Here is a 15,841-nt window from a genome sequence, read left to right on the forward strand (position 1 = left end):
CACAGTCGCTCATTGGACCGCCTCCAGGTGCGAGGGGAGTCGGGTGAGCCGACCCAATGAACCAATTGGACAAGAAGAAGACAGTTTGTTGTCGGAGGTAACGAACAGTGCTAGGGGCGCTGATCGCGTTTATTCGATCTTGACCATTCTGTACTTCCACCTCATCATAATCTTGGACGGCCTCAGTTCAAAGCAGAAGTTTAGTTGGGCTTCACGTAAAGTCTGACTTAACGATGGGGCAATGTAACGACTGGTCTGCGAATTCCCTCGAGAGGATCAAGCGTGATGGAGAGGACAGTTAAGTTTGGGGAGATGCTCGCGAGCTTGATCCAGCGCAGCGGGTACGGTCGAAATCGTCAAGCTGTCCTGGACGCGGTCGGAGTGACAGCTGCGGCCCTGTCACAGTACGTGCGTGGCCAAACTCGCCCGAGCTTCCAACGCCTCCTGGCCTTGGCTGAGTTCTTCGGTGTAAGCCTCGACTACCTGGTCTACGGCGAGCCACTAGCTGCTCCGGCTGATCATGGATCCGTAGCGAAGTACGTCGAGCGCGCGATAGTCAACGTCCAGGCGCGGGCGAGTCGACAGTCCGACCTTCTTACTCGTATCGGCCGCGTTCTCGCTGATCGGGTCAACGAGGTGGCCCGCGAGTTGGCCGAATCCGAGACGGTGGGACGGGAAGGGCTGATCCAGCAGGATGAGGTGCTGCGCGTGGAGCGCTACTGCCGTCAGGTCGATATCGTCAGCACCGACCTCAGCCCGAACGTCATCGACATCGAGGACGGTGACGTCGTTGCCGGTCGGTTCCTGCAGGTCGTCGCGGCCAACTTGGCAAAAGGATGTAAGTACCGGTTCTTGCTTGCCGGTATTCAGAGCGAGGCCGTTGTGGCCTTCCGAGATTTACTAGCCAAGGGGATCGGCGGAGATCATTTACATGAGAATTGCGCGTTCCGCTGGCTGACCATACCGGTAATGACCGGATCTGGCCTGTACCGTCTTGACGCAGGATTCGTGCTTGAAGAACCTGGACTCTATACTCAATTCAATAAATACCTTCGCGATGGAGTGTGGCTTGGCTACTTAAACAGTCCGAACGATGACTCCAACGCAGACATGCTGATGAGCCCTGCCCAAAACGCACAGGCATGTGAGGCGTTCGAAGTGCTGTGGTCGATGGGCCGTTCGAATACGATAGGTAATTGAGCGAACACGACTAGTGACCATCCCGAATTGTGAGACTTGCGGCCGAACCGTGGGCGTGATGATCTCGCCCTGGTGGCGACCACACATGGCCGTATCCACTTTGGGTTCTGCCGTCGTCTGCACTGTTTGGGGTTCGTGCGTATGGTGGCGTGGTGACTGTGATCACCAGTGGTGCGGTGGTCGGGCGGGTGGTCAAAGTGGAGGACCACCCCCGGGCTGACCGAATCTGGCTCGCGCATGTGGACCTGGGCTGTGGCGAGGGTCCGGTGCAGATCGTGTTCGGTGGTCGACCAGTGGTGACGGCAGAGAGCCTTGTCGCGGTGGCGCCACCCGGTGCTACGGTTGCCACCGTCCGGACTGTGAGAAGGATGCGAAGACGTAGCTACAGAGGTGAATCCTCGTACGGCATGTTGTGCAGTCTCGATGAGCTTGGGTGGGCGGTAGGGGCTCCGGACGAGGTCGCGGTCCTCAAAAATGTTCGTGCAGGGGAATCACTTGACGGTGTGTCGCCGGTCCGGCGCTCGGAGATAGTCAAGGGTCCCAGACATCGATCGTCTGGCTGTTGGTGTTCATCTGGACCATGTTGGGCCCGCTCCAGGGCAACCCGACTCAGGGCTTTTTTCCGTGATGAATCTGGTTCGCCGGGATGGCCACCGTACGGCGAAGGGCTGAATCCCGCTCTACGGGACCGCTGACTCAGTCCACGACGAGGAAGTCGGTGACGAATACGGCGGGCTGGTTGGTGGCGGTCCAGCCGATCCAGGTTGGGTAGGCGCCGTCGCCGAGGCCGGAGTTGAAGGCGATCACGTTGTGGCCGCTGACGGGATCGGGCACGTCCCAGCCGCCTGGCTCGAGGCCGGTGTCGTCCATCTGTTCGGACAGTTGGCCTTCGGGTCCGCCGATCCGCTGTAGTGCCGGTATCGACGCGGCGTCCAGGAAGGCCGCCGTTCCGGTGTCGACGCCGAACCCGAAGAACTCGTTGGGCTGCAGGGTCGTTGGGTCGTCGCCGGGCCGCAACGCCAGGTCCCACCGGGTGACCGGCTCCGGGCGGATCGTGAGTCGGGCCGCCACCACCCGCGTTCCCAACCGGAGCGGCGTGTCGCCCGCGGGTTGGGTGAGCGAGATCGACACCGGGTACCTGCCGGGCGGAACCGCCACCTGAAAAGGTTGTTCGGTATCCGGAAAGTCCGCCAGCACGAACGGATCGCACGCGATCAGCCGGCCGGACGGCAGGTCAAGGGTGCCGACCTCACGCACGGCGAGCACCGCCGGGTCACCCTCCACCCGCACCGGCGCCCCGGGCTGGAACAGCGACTCGAAACCGGTACGGCGGATCGGTGGCCCCGGGTCCTGCGGCACCGGAGCCGGTTGCGGGTCCGCGGCCGCGGTACCACCGCGCTCACCATTGCGCCAGTCCCGCAGGCTGACCGCCCACGCCCCGACGAACAACACGACCACCAGCCACCACACGCCTTGGCGACTCCACCACGAAGGCCTCGTATCGACGATCATCTGTTCCCCCAGGTCGGCCGGGCGGCAAAGATACCCGACCGCAGCCGGGCCGTCGGGGTCGGGTTGTGCGGGGTTGTTTGTGCGGCGGGCACTCCGGAATCGCACAACGCCGGATCGGCTATACCTGCACCTCGAGTGCGAGTTCACCGAGGGGGAACGATGCGAAACCACGTCGACGGGTCCGGCGGCCTGTCCCGGCGCACGGCGTTGGCCGCCGGTCTCGGCGTCACCGTCGGGGTGGCCAACGGGTTGCTCGGCACGCCCGTCGCGCGGGCCGACGACGGGCCCTCGGCACGGAGCCGGGCGAAGTTCGCGCACCGGGCGCAGGACACCTACGCCGCGCTGCTGCGCCACTACTACGACCCGGCGACCTCGTTCTTCCTCGAGGAGTTCCCGCGCACCGGCGGCAACCCCTGGTCCTATGTCTGGCCGTTCTCCCAGGCGCTGATCGGAACCCAACTGCTGTCCGGCATTCCCGGCATCGGCGGACGCTACCGCGACGACCTCGCCGACCGGTACACCGCGCTGGAGGCCTACTGGAACCGCGAGACCACCCCACCCGGCTACGACTCGTACCTGCGGCCGCCACTCGGTCAGGGCGGGGACAAGTTCTATGACGACAACGAGTGGCTCGCGCTCGCGTTCCTGCAGCGGCACTACCTGACCCCGGGCGGTGACCGCGCCGCCATCCGGCGTGCCGCCGAGATCTTCGACCTACTGGTGTTCGGCTGGGACACCGATCCCACGCATCCCCTTCCCGGTGGCGTGTTCTGGACCCAGGCGCCGTGGAGCAACGACCGCAACACCGTGTCGAACGCGCCCGGAGCGGAAGTCGGTCTGCACCTCTACCTGCTCACCGGCCGGCGGTACTACCTCGACTGGGCGACCCGGATGTACGACTGGGTCCGGACCAACATGCTCGCGCCGAACGGTCTCTACTGGGACCACGTCGATCTGGCCGGCGTCATCGAGCAGACCCAGTGGACCTACAACCAAGGCGTCATGATCGGCGCGGGTGCGCTGCTGTACCGCGCGACCGGCCGCCGCGCCTACCTCGAACACGCCCTGGACACCGCCACCAGAGCACTCGCCTACTACGCCGAAGAGGACCGCTACTTCACCCAACCCCGGTTCACCGCGATCCTCTTCGCCAACCTCCTGCTGCTCTCCACCGTCGTCCCCAACCCGGTGTACCGGGCCACTCTGGAGTGGTTCGCCGACGAGTCCCGCCGCCGGTTCCGCGACCCCGCCACCGGCATCTACCACTTCTTCCCCGGCTCGGTCAGCCTCCTCGAACAGTCCGCCATGATCCGCGTCGAGGCCATGCTGGCCTGGGATCGAGCCGACTACCGCAAGCTGACCTGACCCCGACCGAACGCGGCCTAGTCAAGGCGCAGGATCGTTTCCTCGATCTCCGTGTTCCGCGCCTTGGCGAACGCGATCTCCGTGCCCGTGCTGACGAATCCCGCCCGCTGCAACACCTTGAGCGATCCCACGTTGTCGCTCGCGGCGCGGGCGAACACCGGCCGCACCGGAACCGATTCCAGCAACAGGGCGAGCGCCCGGCCGGCGATGCCCTGCCCCCAGAACGCTCTGTCGATCCAGTACGTGACCTCGGTGTCGCCCTCGATGACGAAACTCGCGATGCTGCCGACGAGTTGTCCATCGACCGTGACAGCGTGGGGGTTGCACTCGGGAGAAGTCCTGATCTTCGCCATGTGGACATCGAATGCGGTGCGGTCGTCGGGATCCCGCCAAACGAAGGCCGCCATCCGGACCGACTCCGGATCCCGCTGCAGTTCGAACAGGGCATCGAGGTCGGAGTCCTCGATCCGCCGCAGTGCCACCTCAGCCACAAGCGCCCCCTCAGACCTGGTCGGCACCGATCAGTGCGCTGACCGTACCAGCAGCCGGACCACGAGCTACGGCACCGGGGTTCGGGACACCAGCTCGGTCCATCGGCTACTGCTGGCCGGGCGCCAGGAATGGACGAACCAACCCTCGACGGACTGGCCGGAGTTGCTCCGGGCGCGGCCGTACATCCCGCGAACGTAGCCGATGACCTTCTTCGTGCCCTCCTCGTATGCCGGGCTGGTGATCGGATCGACATCGCAGAGCCGGATTCGGTCGTTCTTCTTGACGACCGCTCGGATCTGGCCGCCACCGGGGTTCTTCCTGGCCGTGTCCTGCGCGTCGGTCAGCCAACTCCACAACAGATAGTTGTAGTGCAGGCCCGGCGGGTGGAACTCGCCGTCGACCTGGGCCGGATCGCCGTAGTTGTCCCAGTCCGAGGATTTCTGGTTCGGCTTGTACTGGAAGCTCTCCGGAATCTGGCCCGGATTGTTGAAGTACACGACGTTCTTGGTGCGGGCGCACGGCCGGCCGTTTCGGGCTCCGGGGGAGACCGGCCGGCGAAGCTTCTTGAGGCCCGCCTGGCTCAGGTCGTCGGCCCGCACGTGGCCGTGCCGGATGGCTTCGGGGTCCTGCTCCGTCGAACCGGTGTAACCGCGCTGCAGGTACATGAGGCTGCCGTTGATCCGTACCGGGGGGAACTTGCTGATCCGCAGTTCACCGTCGTCGCACGGTTTCTTGCCGCCCCAGGTGACACCGTTGAACCGGAAGGTCGTGTCGGAACCGTCCAGCGCCCACATTTCGATGGGCGCCTTGGGATCGCGCGGTCGCACGCATTCGTAGGCCACGCCTTCACCGTCGTCGTCCATGGGTCCGTTGTATCTGCTCGCCGGTTCGGCCGCATTGGCGGGAGAAACCAGGACGAATGTCACCGCCAACGCCGCCGTGATACCCAGCCCGGCCCGGATCGGAATTCTCACCATGTTCTCCGCTCTCACCCCTGTAATCGGACCCCCATGGTGGCCGAATGTGCCAAAGCAACTCCAAGCCAGGTGCACGCCGAGGCAAACTCGTTGCACGGCCGGCACCGGTCACCCGCAGCATCGCCCGGTGACGGCAGGTTCACCCGGAGGGCTGGGATTCCGGCCCGTTCGGGGCGAACCTTGCGAGATGGCGGGTGTTGGTTCCAGTCGTGGGATTTCCCGTGCTGGCCCAGAATCCGGGCATGACGGATGCCAAGGCGCCCTTCTCCGGACGGACCGCGTGGGCACGCAACCTGCAGACACCGCTGCGGATGTTCCTGCGGACCGAGACCGGAAGCGCCGCCGTCCTGCTGGCGGCCACCGTGGTGGCGCTGGTATGGGTCAATCTGGACGCGAGGTCCTACGAGTCGTTCTGGCACACCGAGCTGTCCATCGCGGCCGGTGACCACGGCGTCGCGCTGGACTTCCGCCACTGGATCAACGCCGGCCTGATGACGTTCTTCTTCTTCGTCGTCGGGCTGGAGGCGCGCCGCGAGTTCGACATGGGCGAGCTGCGCGAGCGGCGCCGGCTGATGCTGCCGGTGGTTGCCGGGCTGGCCGGGATGGTGGTCCCGATCCTGATCTACCTGCTGCTCAACGCAGGCAAGGAAACCGCGGCCGGCTGGGGCACCGCGATGTCCACCGACACCGCGTTCGCCCTCGGCGTCCTCGCCGTCGTCGGACCCCGGTTCCCGGCGGCGCTGCGGGTGTTCGTGCTGACCGTCACGGTGGTCGACGACCTGGTGGCACTGGTGGTCATCACCGCCGTCTACAGCGAACACCACGTATCGGCGCCGCCGCTGCTGGTCGCGATCGCGATCTTCGGCGTGGTCCTGACGCTCAAGACCGTCCGGGTGCGCAACAGCCCCATGTACTTCCTGCTCGGCCTCGCGGTGTGGGTCGGGCTGGTGAACGCCGGGGTCGAGCCGATCATCGTCGGGCTGGCCATGGGGCTGTTGACCTACGCCCAGCCCCCGGCCCGGGTCGACCTCGAGCACGCCTACCGCAGTTTCCGGCTGTTTCGCGTGCATCCGACGCCGGAGGCGGCCCGCGAGGCCGACATCCGGGTGCGCCGGGCGATCTCCCCCAACGAGCGGCTGGCCATGCTGTTCCACCCGTGGACCAGTTACCTGATCGTGCCCCTGTTCGCGCTGGCCAACGCCGGCGTCGTGATCAACGGCGAGCTGGTGTCCCGCGCGGTCACCTCGCCGGTGACGCTCGGCATCGTGATCGGCTCCGTGCTCGGCAAGCTGATCGGCACCGTCGGCGGCACGGTGCTGGTCACCCGGCTGAGCCGGGGCCGGCTGCGCCCCCCGGTCGGCTGGGCCGCGGTGGCCGGATCCGGTCTGCTGATGGGCGTCGGGTTCACCGTGTCGCTGCTGATCGCGTCCCTGGCCTTCACCGGCGACACCTTGGACGAGGCCAAATTCGGCATCCTGTCCGCGGCGCTGCTCGGCTCGGTGCTGGCCTGGGCGCTGTCCCGCGCCACCGCGCTGCTGCCCGCACCGGTGCGCGACCGCGCGCTGCTCGGCACCGCGGAGCGCGTCGTCGACCTGGCCGTGCCGGTCGACCCGGACCGGGACCACATCCGCGGCCCGCACCAGGCACCGATCACGGTGGTCGAGTACGGCGACTTGGAATGCCCCTGGTGCCACACCGCCGACGACGTGGTGCGCCGGCTGCTGGACGATTGCGGCGACGTGCGCTACGTCTGGCGGCACCTGCCGATCGGCGAGGTCCATCCGAACGCGACGCTGGCGGCGCAGGCGTGCGAAGCGGCCGCGGCCCAGGGCCGGTTCTGGGACATGCACGCACTGCTGCTGGAGTACCAGAAGGAGTTGCTGCCGATGCAACTGGTCCGGCACGCGGCGCGGCTCGGCCTCAACGTGAGCCAGTTCTCTGCCGACCTGCGCGGGAACGCCGGCGCCGGATGGGTCGCCCAGGACGTGGACTCCGCCGACCTGAGCGGGGTGTCCGGCACGCCGACCTTCTTCATCAACGGTCTTCGCCACCACGGAAACTTCGACCTCGACGCGCTCTCCGCCGCGATCCGCGACGCCCGGCGGCGTACCGAACTGGTTCCCTAGCGGTCGACCCCGGAGGCGTTCCACGGTGCCGGCCAGGACCTGCGTTCCGGCTCAAGTGGACGTAGTGTGTCCTGGGCGCGCATGGTGACGAGACCGTCACACGGAGCGTTGGCTCCCGACACCTCATCGTAGGAGCAGCCGATGGGCTCCGAACCGATGTCGTCCGGCACGGCCGGCTCGAAGGCTCGCCGGGGGATGGCCCGCGTCGCCGCGGTCGTCCTGCTCGCCGGACTGACCGTGGGCGGCCTGGTGGCCGCGCCGCGCCCGGCGCAGGCCGCCACGGTCAACTTCCTGGTCAACAGCCTCAGCCATCAGGGTGACGATGCACTGGTCGGCGACCGCGTGTGTGCGACCGCCGCCGGGGTGTGCACCCTGCGCGCCGCGCTGCAGGAGTCCAACGCCCTGCCCACGGCCGACGAGGCGATCATCGCCCCGGCCGAGGACGTCGACGCGGATACGCCCGGAATCCAGTCGACGGGGACGATCGTCGGCTCGGGCACGGGCACGGCCAACTGGATGTTCGTCGGTGTGCTCACCCCGCTCGGCGACAACGGTGCGCTCTTCCACGCCACCCGCTCGGTGACGCTCGACTTCCAGAACCGCCTCGGCATCCGGTCGCTGAGCGACGTCGACGGGGTGACGGCCCTGTTCATCGACGGCCCGAACGTCGCGGTGCGCAACTTCCCGAACATCACGTCGAACGAGACGGCCTTCGTGGTCGGGGCGAACGGCGACCGGGCGATCATCGAGAACGGGGTGTCGATCGACCCCGCGAGCATCGTCGCCGAGCGGTTCCTCTGGTTGGCCAGCGGGGCCGACGGTGTGACCGTCCGCAACGTTGAGCTGGGGTCGTTCACCGGCAGCACCTCCGCGGTCCGGTTCGCCGCCAACGCGACGATCAACGACTTCACGCTCGACCGGGTCCGCATGTACGACCCGGACAACGAGACGTACAACGGCGTCGGCGCGCATGGGTCGGCGGCCACGCTCAACCGGCTGCGGATCACGGGGTCGACGTTCGAGGGGTTCAACGGTTACCCCCTCCTGCTCACCAACATCACCCTGAGCGACTCGCTCATCTCCGGCAACACGTTCACCCGCACCGACAACAACGACATGGTCCTCCGCCTGACCAGGGCCGGCTTCGGGCCGGTGAACGTCATCGCCAACAACACCTTCGACAACGCGGGCTCGAACGCCAGGAACGCCATCTGGGCGAGCCTCGGCCTGTCCGTCGGCACCGACCAGAGTGGTTTCCGCATCGAGGACAACTACATCAACGGCTTCACGGAGCGGGGCATCTTCCTGGGCTTCGGCGGCACGCTCACCGTGCAGCGCAACCGCTTCGGCCCCCAGTCCTTCGGCGACGCCGACGTCGCCGCCGAGTCGGGCTTCACGGTGCTCTTCCTGAACAACGGCACGGCCTCCAATTCGGCGATCCGCACCTGGTACCCCACCGAGGTCACCTACGACACCAACACCTGCCAGCTCGCCGTCGCCGTGGCCCCGCCCACCGCCGGCACCCCGCCGCAGACCCCGGTGACCATCGACGTGTACTACACCGCCACCACCAAGGCCGAGGTCTACCTCGGGCGCGCCACCGGCATCACGGCGGCGACCACCATCACCGTCCCCTACAGCCTCGGTGCCGGAAACATCCGGGTCCAGACCCAGGGCGCCAACGCCCAGTCGTCGCACTACTCGCGCACGGTGCCGCAACTGGCGACGGACCGGTGCTCGCCCCGCGCGACGCTCGAGCAGACGCAGAGCCAGGCGGACCCGACCTCCGTGCGCGACCTCCTGTTCACCGTCGAGTTCTCGGAGGTGATCACCGAGAACCTCGTGACGGGTGACTTCACCACCACCGGGTCGACCGCCCAGGGCGTCACCGTCACCGACGTGACCCGCGTGTCGCCGAACTCGTTCTCGGTGCGCGCCCGGGCCAACTCGTCGGGGACCGTCGTGCTCTCTCTCGTCGCCGGCGCGGTCCTCGACCCGGACGGCAACGCCTCCCAGGCCTCGGTCTCGACCGACAACTCCGTCACCTACGTCTCGCCGCTGACCCTCGCTCCGACCGAGCTGACGGTGACCGAGGGACAGCCGGCCCAGACGTACACGGTGACCAGCAGCCTGTCCGCGACCGACCCGATCACGGTCACGCCCACCGTGGTCGATCCCCGGTGGGCCACGGTGACACCCAACCCGCTGGAGATCGACACGACGCAGACCGCCGGGGACCTGTCGGTCGAGGCGGTCGACGACGCGCTGATCAGCCCAACCCACGTCACCCAGATCACGCACACGGTGAGCTCGGCCGATCCCAACTTCGACGGGCTGCTGCTGCCCGACGTGACGGTGACGGTCCTCGACAACGACCAGCCGGTCGCGGCCACTTCCGAGCTGACCGTCACGGCCGGCGAGGTGGTGGCGAACGGGACAGCCACGCACACCGCCACGGTCACCGTCCGCAACGCGACCGGCGGCCCGGTCGCCGCGGTGCTCGTCACCTTCCAGGCGGAAAGCGGCGCCCATCTGGTGATCCCGTCCTGCACCAGCGGCGGCGACGGGACCTGCACGGTGGACATCACCTCGGTGCTGGCCGGCAGCTACGACATCCGCGCCTTCATCGGCGGTGCGGAGACCGGCGGCAGCCCGGCGACGGCCGTGTTCGTGCCGGGCCCGGCGGCCGCCACCACCTCGGTGATCACCGCGACGCCCGCCACCATCACCGCCGATGGGGTGGCGACCTCGACCATCACGGTCCAGCTCAGGGACGCCCAGGGCAACAACCTCACCACCGGCGGCGCCACCGTCACCATCGGCACCGACAACGGCGCCATCTCCGGGGTGACCGACAACGGCAACGGCACCTACACCGCCACCCTCACCGGGCCCACAACCGTCGGCACCGCGACCCTCACCTTCACCCTCGACGGCGCCCCTGGCACCGACACCGCGACGGTCGCGTTCGTGCCCGGCCCGGCCGATCCGGGCACGTCGACGATCGCGGCCGATCCCACCACGATCGTCGCCGACGGCACCTCGACCTCCACGGTCACCGTGCAGCTCAAGGACGCGCAGGGCAACAACCTCACCAGCGGCGGCGCGACCGTGGTCATCGCCACCGACTACGGCACGGTCTCCGGGGTCACGGACAACGGCGACGGCAGCTACACCGCCACCCTCACCTCCGTCACGGTCGCCGGTACCGCCACGCTTTCCTTCACTGTCAACGGCGCAGCCGCTTCGGCCACGGCCACGGTGTCGTTCGTGGCCGGGGTGGCCGATCCGACCACCTCGGTGATCACGGCCGATCCGGTGTCGATCACCGCCGACGGGGTGTCGACGTCGACGGTGACCGTGCAGTTGCGTGGTCCGCTGGGGAACAACGTGACCTTCGGCGGCGCGGACGTCACGATCGGCACCGACCGGGGCACCGTCTCCGCCGTCACCGACAACCTCAACGGGACCTACACCGCCACGCTGACCGCGGCCACCACCGCCGGGGTCGCCACCCTGACCTTCACCCTCGCCGGCACTCCCGGCACCGACACCGCCACCGTCGCGTTCGTGCCGGGCCCGATGGACCTGGGCACCTCGACGATCACCGCCGCCCCGGCCGCGATCTCGGCCGACGGCATCGCGACCTCGACGGTCACCGTGCAGCTCAAGGACGCGCAGGGCAACAACCTCACCAGCGGCGGCGCGACCGTGGTCGTCGGCACCGACCTGGGCGTCATCTCCGGGGTGACCGACAACGGAAACGGCAGCTACACCGCGACCCTCACCTCGGTCACCACCGCCGGCACGGCCACCCTCTCTTTCACCGTCGACGGAGCGGCCGGGACGGACACGGCCACCGTCGCCTTCGTCACCGGTACCCCGGACGCCACCACCTCGGTGATCACGGCCGACCCCAGCGTCATCATCGCCGACGGCACCTCGACCTCGACGATCACCGTGCGGCTGCGCGATACCCAGGGCAACGACCTCACGGCGGGCGGCGCCCATGTCACGATCGCCACCGACTACGGCACGATCTCCGGGGTCACCGACAACGGCAACGGCACCTACACGGCGACCCTGACCTCGGTGACGGTGGCCGGCACCGCCACGCTTTCCTTCACCCTCGAGGGCGCCACCGCGCCGGCCACGGCCACGGTGTCGTTCGTGGCCGGCACGGCCAACCCGACCACGTCGCTGATCTCGGCCAACCCGACCACGATCACCGCGGACGGCACGTCGACGTCGACGGTGACCGTGCAACTCCGCGGCCCGCTCGGCAACAACGTGACCTTCGGCGGCCACAACGTCACGATCGGCACCGATCTGGGCACCGTCTCCGCCGTCACCGACAACAACGACGGCACCTACACCGCGACCCTCACCTCGGCCACCACCGCCGGCACCGCCACCCTCACCTTCACCCTGGAAGGCGCCACCGGCACCAACACCGCCACCGTCGCGTTCGTGCCGGGCCCGGCGGACCCGGTCACCTCGACGATCACCGCCGCCCCGGCCGCGATCTCCGCCGACGGCATCGCGACCTCGACGGTCACCGTGCAGCTCAAGGACGCCCAGGGCAACAACCTCACCAGCGGCGGCGCGACCGTGGTCGTCGGCACCGACCTGGGCGCGATCTCCGGGGTGACCGACAACGGAAACGGCAGCTACACCGCGACCCTGACCTCGGTCACCACCGCCGGCACCGCCACCCTCTCCTTCACGATCGACGGAGCGGCCGGGACGGACACGGCCACCGTCCAATTCGTCCTCGGAACCCCGGACGCCACCACCTCGACGATCACGGCCGATCCCACCACGATCCTCGCCGACGGCACCTCGACCTCCACGGTCACCGTGCAGCTCAAGGACAACCTGGGCAACAACCTGACGGCGGGCGGCGCCCAGGTCACGATCGCCACCGACTACGGCACGATCTCCGGGGTCACCGACAACGGCAACGGCAGCTACACCGCGACGCTCACCTCGGTGACGGTGGCCGGTACGGCGACGCTTTCGTTCACTGTCAACGGTATTGCGGCGCCGGCCACCGCGGCGGTGGTGATGGTGGCCGGCACGGCCAACCCGACCACGTCGCTGATCTCGGCCAACCCGACCACGATCACCGCGGACGGCACGTCGACCTCGACGGTGACCGTGCAACTGCGCGGCCCGCTCGGCAACAACGTGACCTTCGGCGGCCACAACGTCACGATCGGCACCGATCTGGGCACCGTCTCCGCCGTCACCGACAACAACAACGGCACCTACACCGCGACGCTCACCTCGGCCACCACCGCCGGCACCGCCACCGTCACCTTCACCCTGGAAGGCGCCACCGGCACCGACACCGCCACCGTCGCGTTCGTGCCCGGCCCCGCCGCCGCAGCGACCTCGGTGATCACCGCCGACCCGACCACCATCATCGCCGACGGCACCTCGACCTCGACGGTCACCGTGCAGCTCAAGGACGCCCAGGGCAACAACCTCACCAGCGGCGGCGCGACCGTCGTCGTCGCCACCGACTACGGCACGGTCTCCGGGGTCACCGACAACAACAACGGGACCTACACCGCCACCCTCACCTCGGTCACGGTCGCCGGCACCGCCACGCTCACGTTCACCCTCGACGGCGCCGCCGGCACCGACACGGCCACGGTGTCGTTCGTGGCCGGCACGGCCAACCCGACCACGTCGGTGATCACGGCCGACCCGGTGTCGATCACGGCCGACGGCATCTCGACGGCCACGGTCACCGTGCAACTGCGCGGCCCGCTGGGCAACAACATCACCACCGGCGGCCACAACGTGGGCATCGGCACCAGCCTGGGCACCGTCTCCGGGGTCACCGACAACAACGACGGCACCTACACCGCGACCCTCACCTCGGCCACCACCGCCGGCACCGCCACCGTCACCTTCACCCTCGAAGGCACCCTCGGCACCGACACCGCCACCGTCGAGTTCGCGCCAGGACCCGCCGTCGCCGCGACCTCGGTGATCACCGCCGATCCCACCGCGACCACCGCCAACGGCATCGCCACCTCGACCATCACCGTGCGGCTTCGGGACGCCCAGGGCAACAACCTCACCACCGGCGGCGCGACCGTCGTCATCGCCACCACCGCGGGCATCCTCCTGGACCAGGTCGTCGACAACGGCGACGGCAGCTACACCGAGTCGCTGACCTCGACGACCACCGTCGGAATCGCCGAAGTCTCGTTCACGGTCAACGGCAGTCCAGGCGGCGACACCGCCACCGTCGAGTTCGTCGCCGGTCCGGCGGTGGCGGGAACCTCGGAGATCTCCGCCGCCCCCACGTCGATCACCGCCGACGGCGCGGCGACGGCCACCGTCACCGTGCGACTGCGCGACGCCAACGGCAACAATCTCACCACCGGCGGCGCCACCGTGGCCATCAGCACCGACCTCGGCGCCCTGTCGACCGTCACGGACAACGCCGACGGGACCTACACGGCCACGTTGACGGCACCGACCGCGGTGGGAACGGCGACGCTGACGTTCACGGTGGCCGGCGTCGCGGGAACCAGGACGGCCACCGTGGGGTTCGTCGCCGGCCCGGCCGATCCCGCCCGGTCCGAGATCACCGCCGCTCCCACCGCCATCACCGCCGACAGCGAGTCGACCTCGACGATCACGGTCCGGCTCCGCGACGCCCAGGGCAACGACCTCACCACCGGCGGCGCGACGGTGGTCGTCGCCGCCGACCTCGGCGCCGTCTCCACCGTCACCGACAACAACGACGGCACCTACACCGCCACCCTCACCTCCGGCACGACCGCCGGCCTCGCCACGCTGTCCTTCACGGTCGGCGGCAGCCTCGGCACCGATACCGCCACGGTCGACTTCGTCGCCGGCGCACCCGACGCCACCACGTCGGTGATCACCGCCGTCCCCGTGTCGATCACCGCCGACGAGGTGGCGACCTCGACCGTCACCGTCCAACTCAGGGACGCCCAGGGCAACAACCTCAGCGCGGGCGGCGCGCACGTGCTGCTGGCGACCGACCTCGGCACGGTGTCGGCCGTGACCGACAACGGCGACGGCACCTACACCGCCACGCTCACCTCGGGCACCACCGCCGGCCCGGCCACGCTCTCCTTCACCGTCAACGGCGACCCGGCCACCGCCACCGCCACCGTGGCGTTCGTCGCCGGCCCGGCCGACGTCGCGACCTCCACGATCACGGCCGTCCCGACCCCGATCACCGCCGACGGCACCTCGACCTCGACGGTCACGGTCCAGCTCAAGGACGCCCAGGGCAACAACCTCACCAGCGGCGGCGCGACCGTCGCGATCACCAGCGATTTCGGCACCACCTCGGGGGTCACCGACAACGGCGACGGCACCTACACGGCGACGTTGACCTCCGCCACCGCCATCGGCATAGCGACCGTCTCGTTCACGATCGACGACCTCGCCGGCGTGCACACCGCCACGGTCGAGTTCGTCGCCGGACCGCCCGACCCGGGCACCTCGGTGCTCACCGCCAACCCGACCTCGATCACCGCAGGCGGCACGGCCACCTCGACCGCCACGGTCCAACTGTTGGATGCCAACGGCAACGACGTCACCACCGGCACCGCGGCGGTGGTGATCACGACCGATCTCGGCACCATGTCCCCGACGACCCGCAACGGCGACGGGACCTACACCGCCACCCTCACCGCCGCGCCGACCGCCGGGACCGCAACGCTGTCGTTCACCGTGGACGGTGCCCCGGGCGCCGACACCGCCACGGTCCAGGTCCTCCCGGGGACGGCGGCCGCGACCACCTCGGTGATCACGGCCGACCCCACCTCGATCCCCGCCGACGGCGCCTCGACCTCGACGGCCACCGTCCAACTCAAGGACGCCAACGGCAACAACCTGACCACCGGCGGCGCGACCGTGGTCATCGGCACCGACCTCGGCACGGTCTCCGGGGTCACCGACAACGACAACGGCACCTACACCGCGACGTTCACCTCGGCCACCACCCCCGGCACCGCCACGCTCACCTTCACCGTCGACGGCACCGCCGCCACCGCCACCGCCACGGTGACGTTGACCGGGTCGGCCGACCCGGGCACATCGACGATCACGGCCGCCCCCACCTCGATCACCGCCGACGGGGCGGCGACCTCGGCGGTCACCGTTCAGCTC

General features: G+C 68.7%; 8 protein-coding genes. 5 read left to right on the forward strand and 3 right to left on the reverse strand.

Going from position 1 to position 15,841, the window contains the following annotated elements; all coding sequences use genetic code 11:
- The first annotated feature begins 312 nt into the window (after positions 1–312).
- Together VFV67_RS23980 and VFV67_RS36840 are read left to right on the forward strand one after the other, a co-directional pair.
- Positions 313–1,200 (forward strand): helix-turn-helix domain-containing protein, encoded by an 888-nt coding sequence (locus VFV67_RS23980; protein WP_326472877.1) that lies wholly within the window; start codon positions 313–315, stop codon positions 1,198–1,200.
- Between the two features lie 188 nt (positions 1,201–1,388).
- On the forward strand, positions 1,389–1,895 hold the full coding sequence (locus VFV67_RS36840; protein ID WP_414636337.1) for a hypothetical protein: 507 nt from the start codon (positions 1,389–1,391) through the stop codon (positions 1,893–1,895).
- A gap of 1 nt (position 1,896) precedes the next feature.
- Here VFV67_RS36840 and VFV67_RS23985 read toward each other — a convergent pair whose 3' ends face one another.
- Positions 1,897–2,712 carry a DUF4241 domain-containing protein gene (locus VFV67_RS23985; RefSeq protein WP_326472878.1) on the reverse strand — a complete coding sequence of 272 codons (816 nt, stop codon included), beginning with the start codon at positions 2,710–2,712 and terminating at the stop codon, positions 1,897–1,899.
- A gap of 159 nt (positions 2,713–2,871) precedes the next feature.
- On the opposite strand from VFV67_RS23985, the gene VFV67_RS23990 reads away from it, so the two are divergent.
- Positions 2,872–4,077 carry a glycoside hydrolase family 76 protein gene (locus tag VFV67_RS23990; protein WP_326472879.1) on the forward strand — a complete coding sequence of 402 codons (1,206 nt, stop codon included), beginning with the start codon at positions 2,872–2,874 and terminating at the stop codon, positions 4,075–4,077.
- 17 nt (positions 4,078–4,094) lie between these two features.
- On the opposite strand, the gene VFV67_RS23995 is transcribed toward VFV67_RS23990, so the two are convergent.
- Positions 4,095–4,568, reverse strand: coding sequence for a GNAT family N-acetyltransferase (locus tag VFV67_RS23995; protein ID WP_326472880.1), 474 nt, complete (start codon positions 4,566–4,568; stop codon positions 4,095–4,097).
- Between the two features lie 66 nt (positions 4,569–4,634).
- Positions 4,635–5,432 carry a hypothetical protein gene (locus VFV67_RS24000; RefSeq protein WP_326472881.1) on the reverse strand — a complete coding sequence of 266 codons (798 nt, stop codon included), beginning with the start codon at positions 5,430–5,432 and terminating at the stop codon, positions 4,635–4,637.
- A 356-nt stretch (positions 5,433–5,788) separates the two neighbouring features.
- Between VFV67_RS24000 and nhaA the strand changes: the two genes are divergently transcribed.
- Positions 5,789–7,672 (forward strand): Na+/H+ antiporter NhaA, encoded by a 1,884-nt coding sequence (gene nhaA / locus VFV67_RS24005; protein ID WP_326472882.1) that lies wholly within the window; start codon positions 5,789–5,791, stop codon positions 7,670–7,672.
- Positions 7,673–7,813: 141 nt separating this feature from the next.
- On the forward strand, positions 7,814–15,841 hold an 8,028-nt coding region (locus VFV67_RS24010; RefSeq protein WP_326472883.1), incomplete at its 3' end, for an Ig-like domain-containing protein.

It is taken from the genome of Actinophytocola sp. (assembly GCF_035762905.1).
Taxonomy (GTDB): Bacteria; Actinomycetota; Actinomycetes; order Mycobacteriales; family Pseudonocardiaceae; genus DASYTH01.

Excerpts from the sequence above, each read along its gene's own strand:
- VFV67_RS24000 (WP_326472881.1), bottom strand. The coding sequence starts at position 5,432 with ATGGACGACGACGGTGAAGGCGTGGCCTACGAATGCGTGCGACCGCGC.
- VFV67_RS23980 (WP_326472877.1), top strand. The coding sequence starts at position 313 with ATGCTCGCGAGCTTGATCCAGCGCAGCGGGTACGGTCGAAATCGTCAA.
- nhaA (WP_326472882.1), top strand. The coding sequence starts at position 5,789 with ATGACGGATGCCAAGGCGCCCTTCTCCGGACGGACCGCGTGGGCACGC.
- VFV67_RS23985 (WP_326472878.1), bottom strand. The coding sequence starts at position 2,712 with ATGATCGTCGATACGAGGCCTTCGTGGTGGAGTCGCCAAGGCGTGTGG.
- VFV67_RS23990 (WP_326472879.1), top strand. The coding sequence starts at position 2,872 with ATGCGAAACCACGTCGACGGGTCCGGCGGCCTGTCCCGGCGCACGGCG.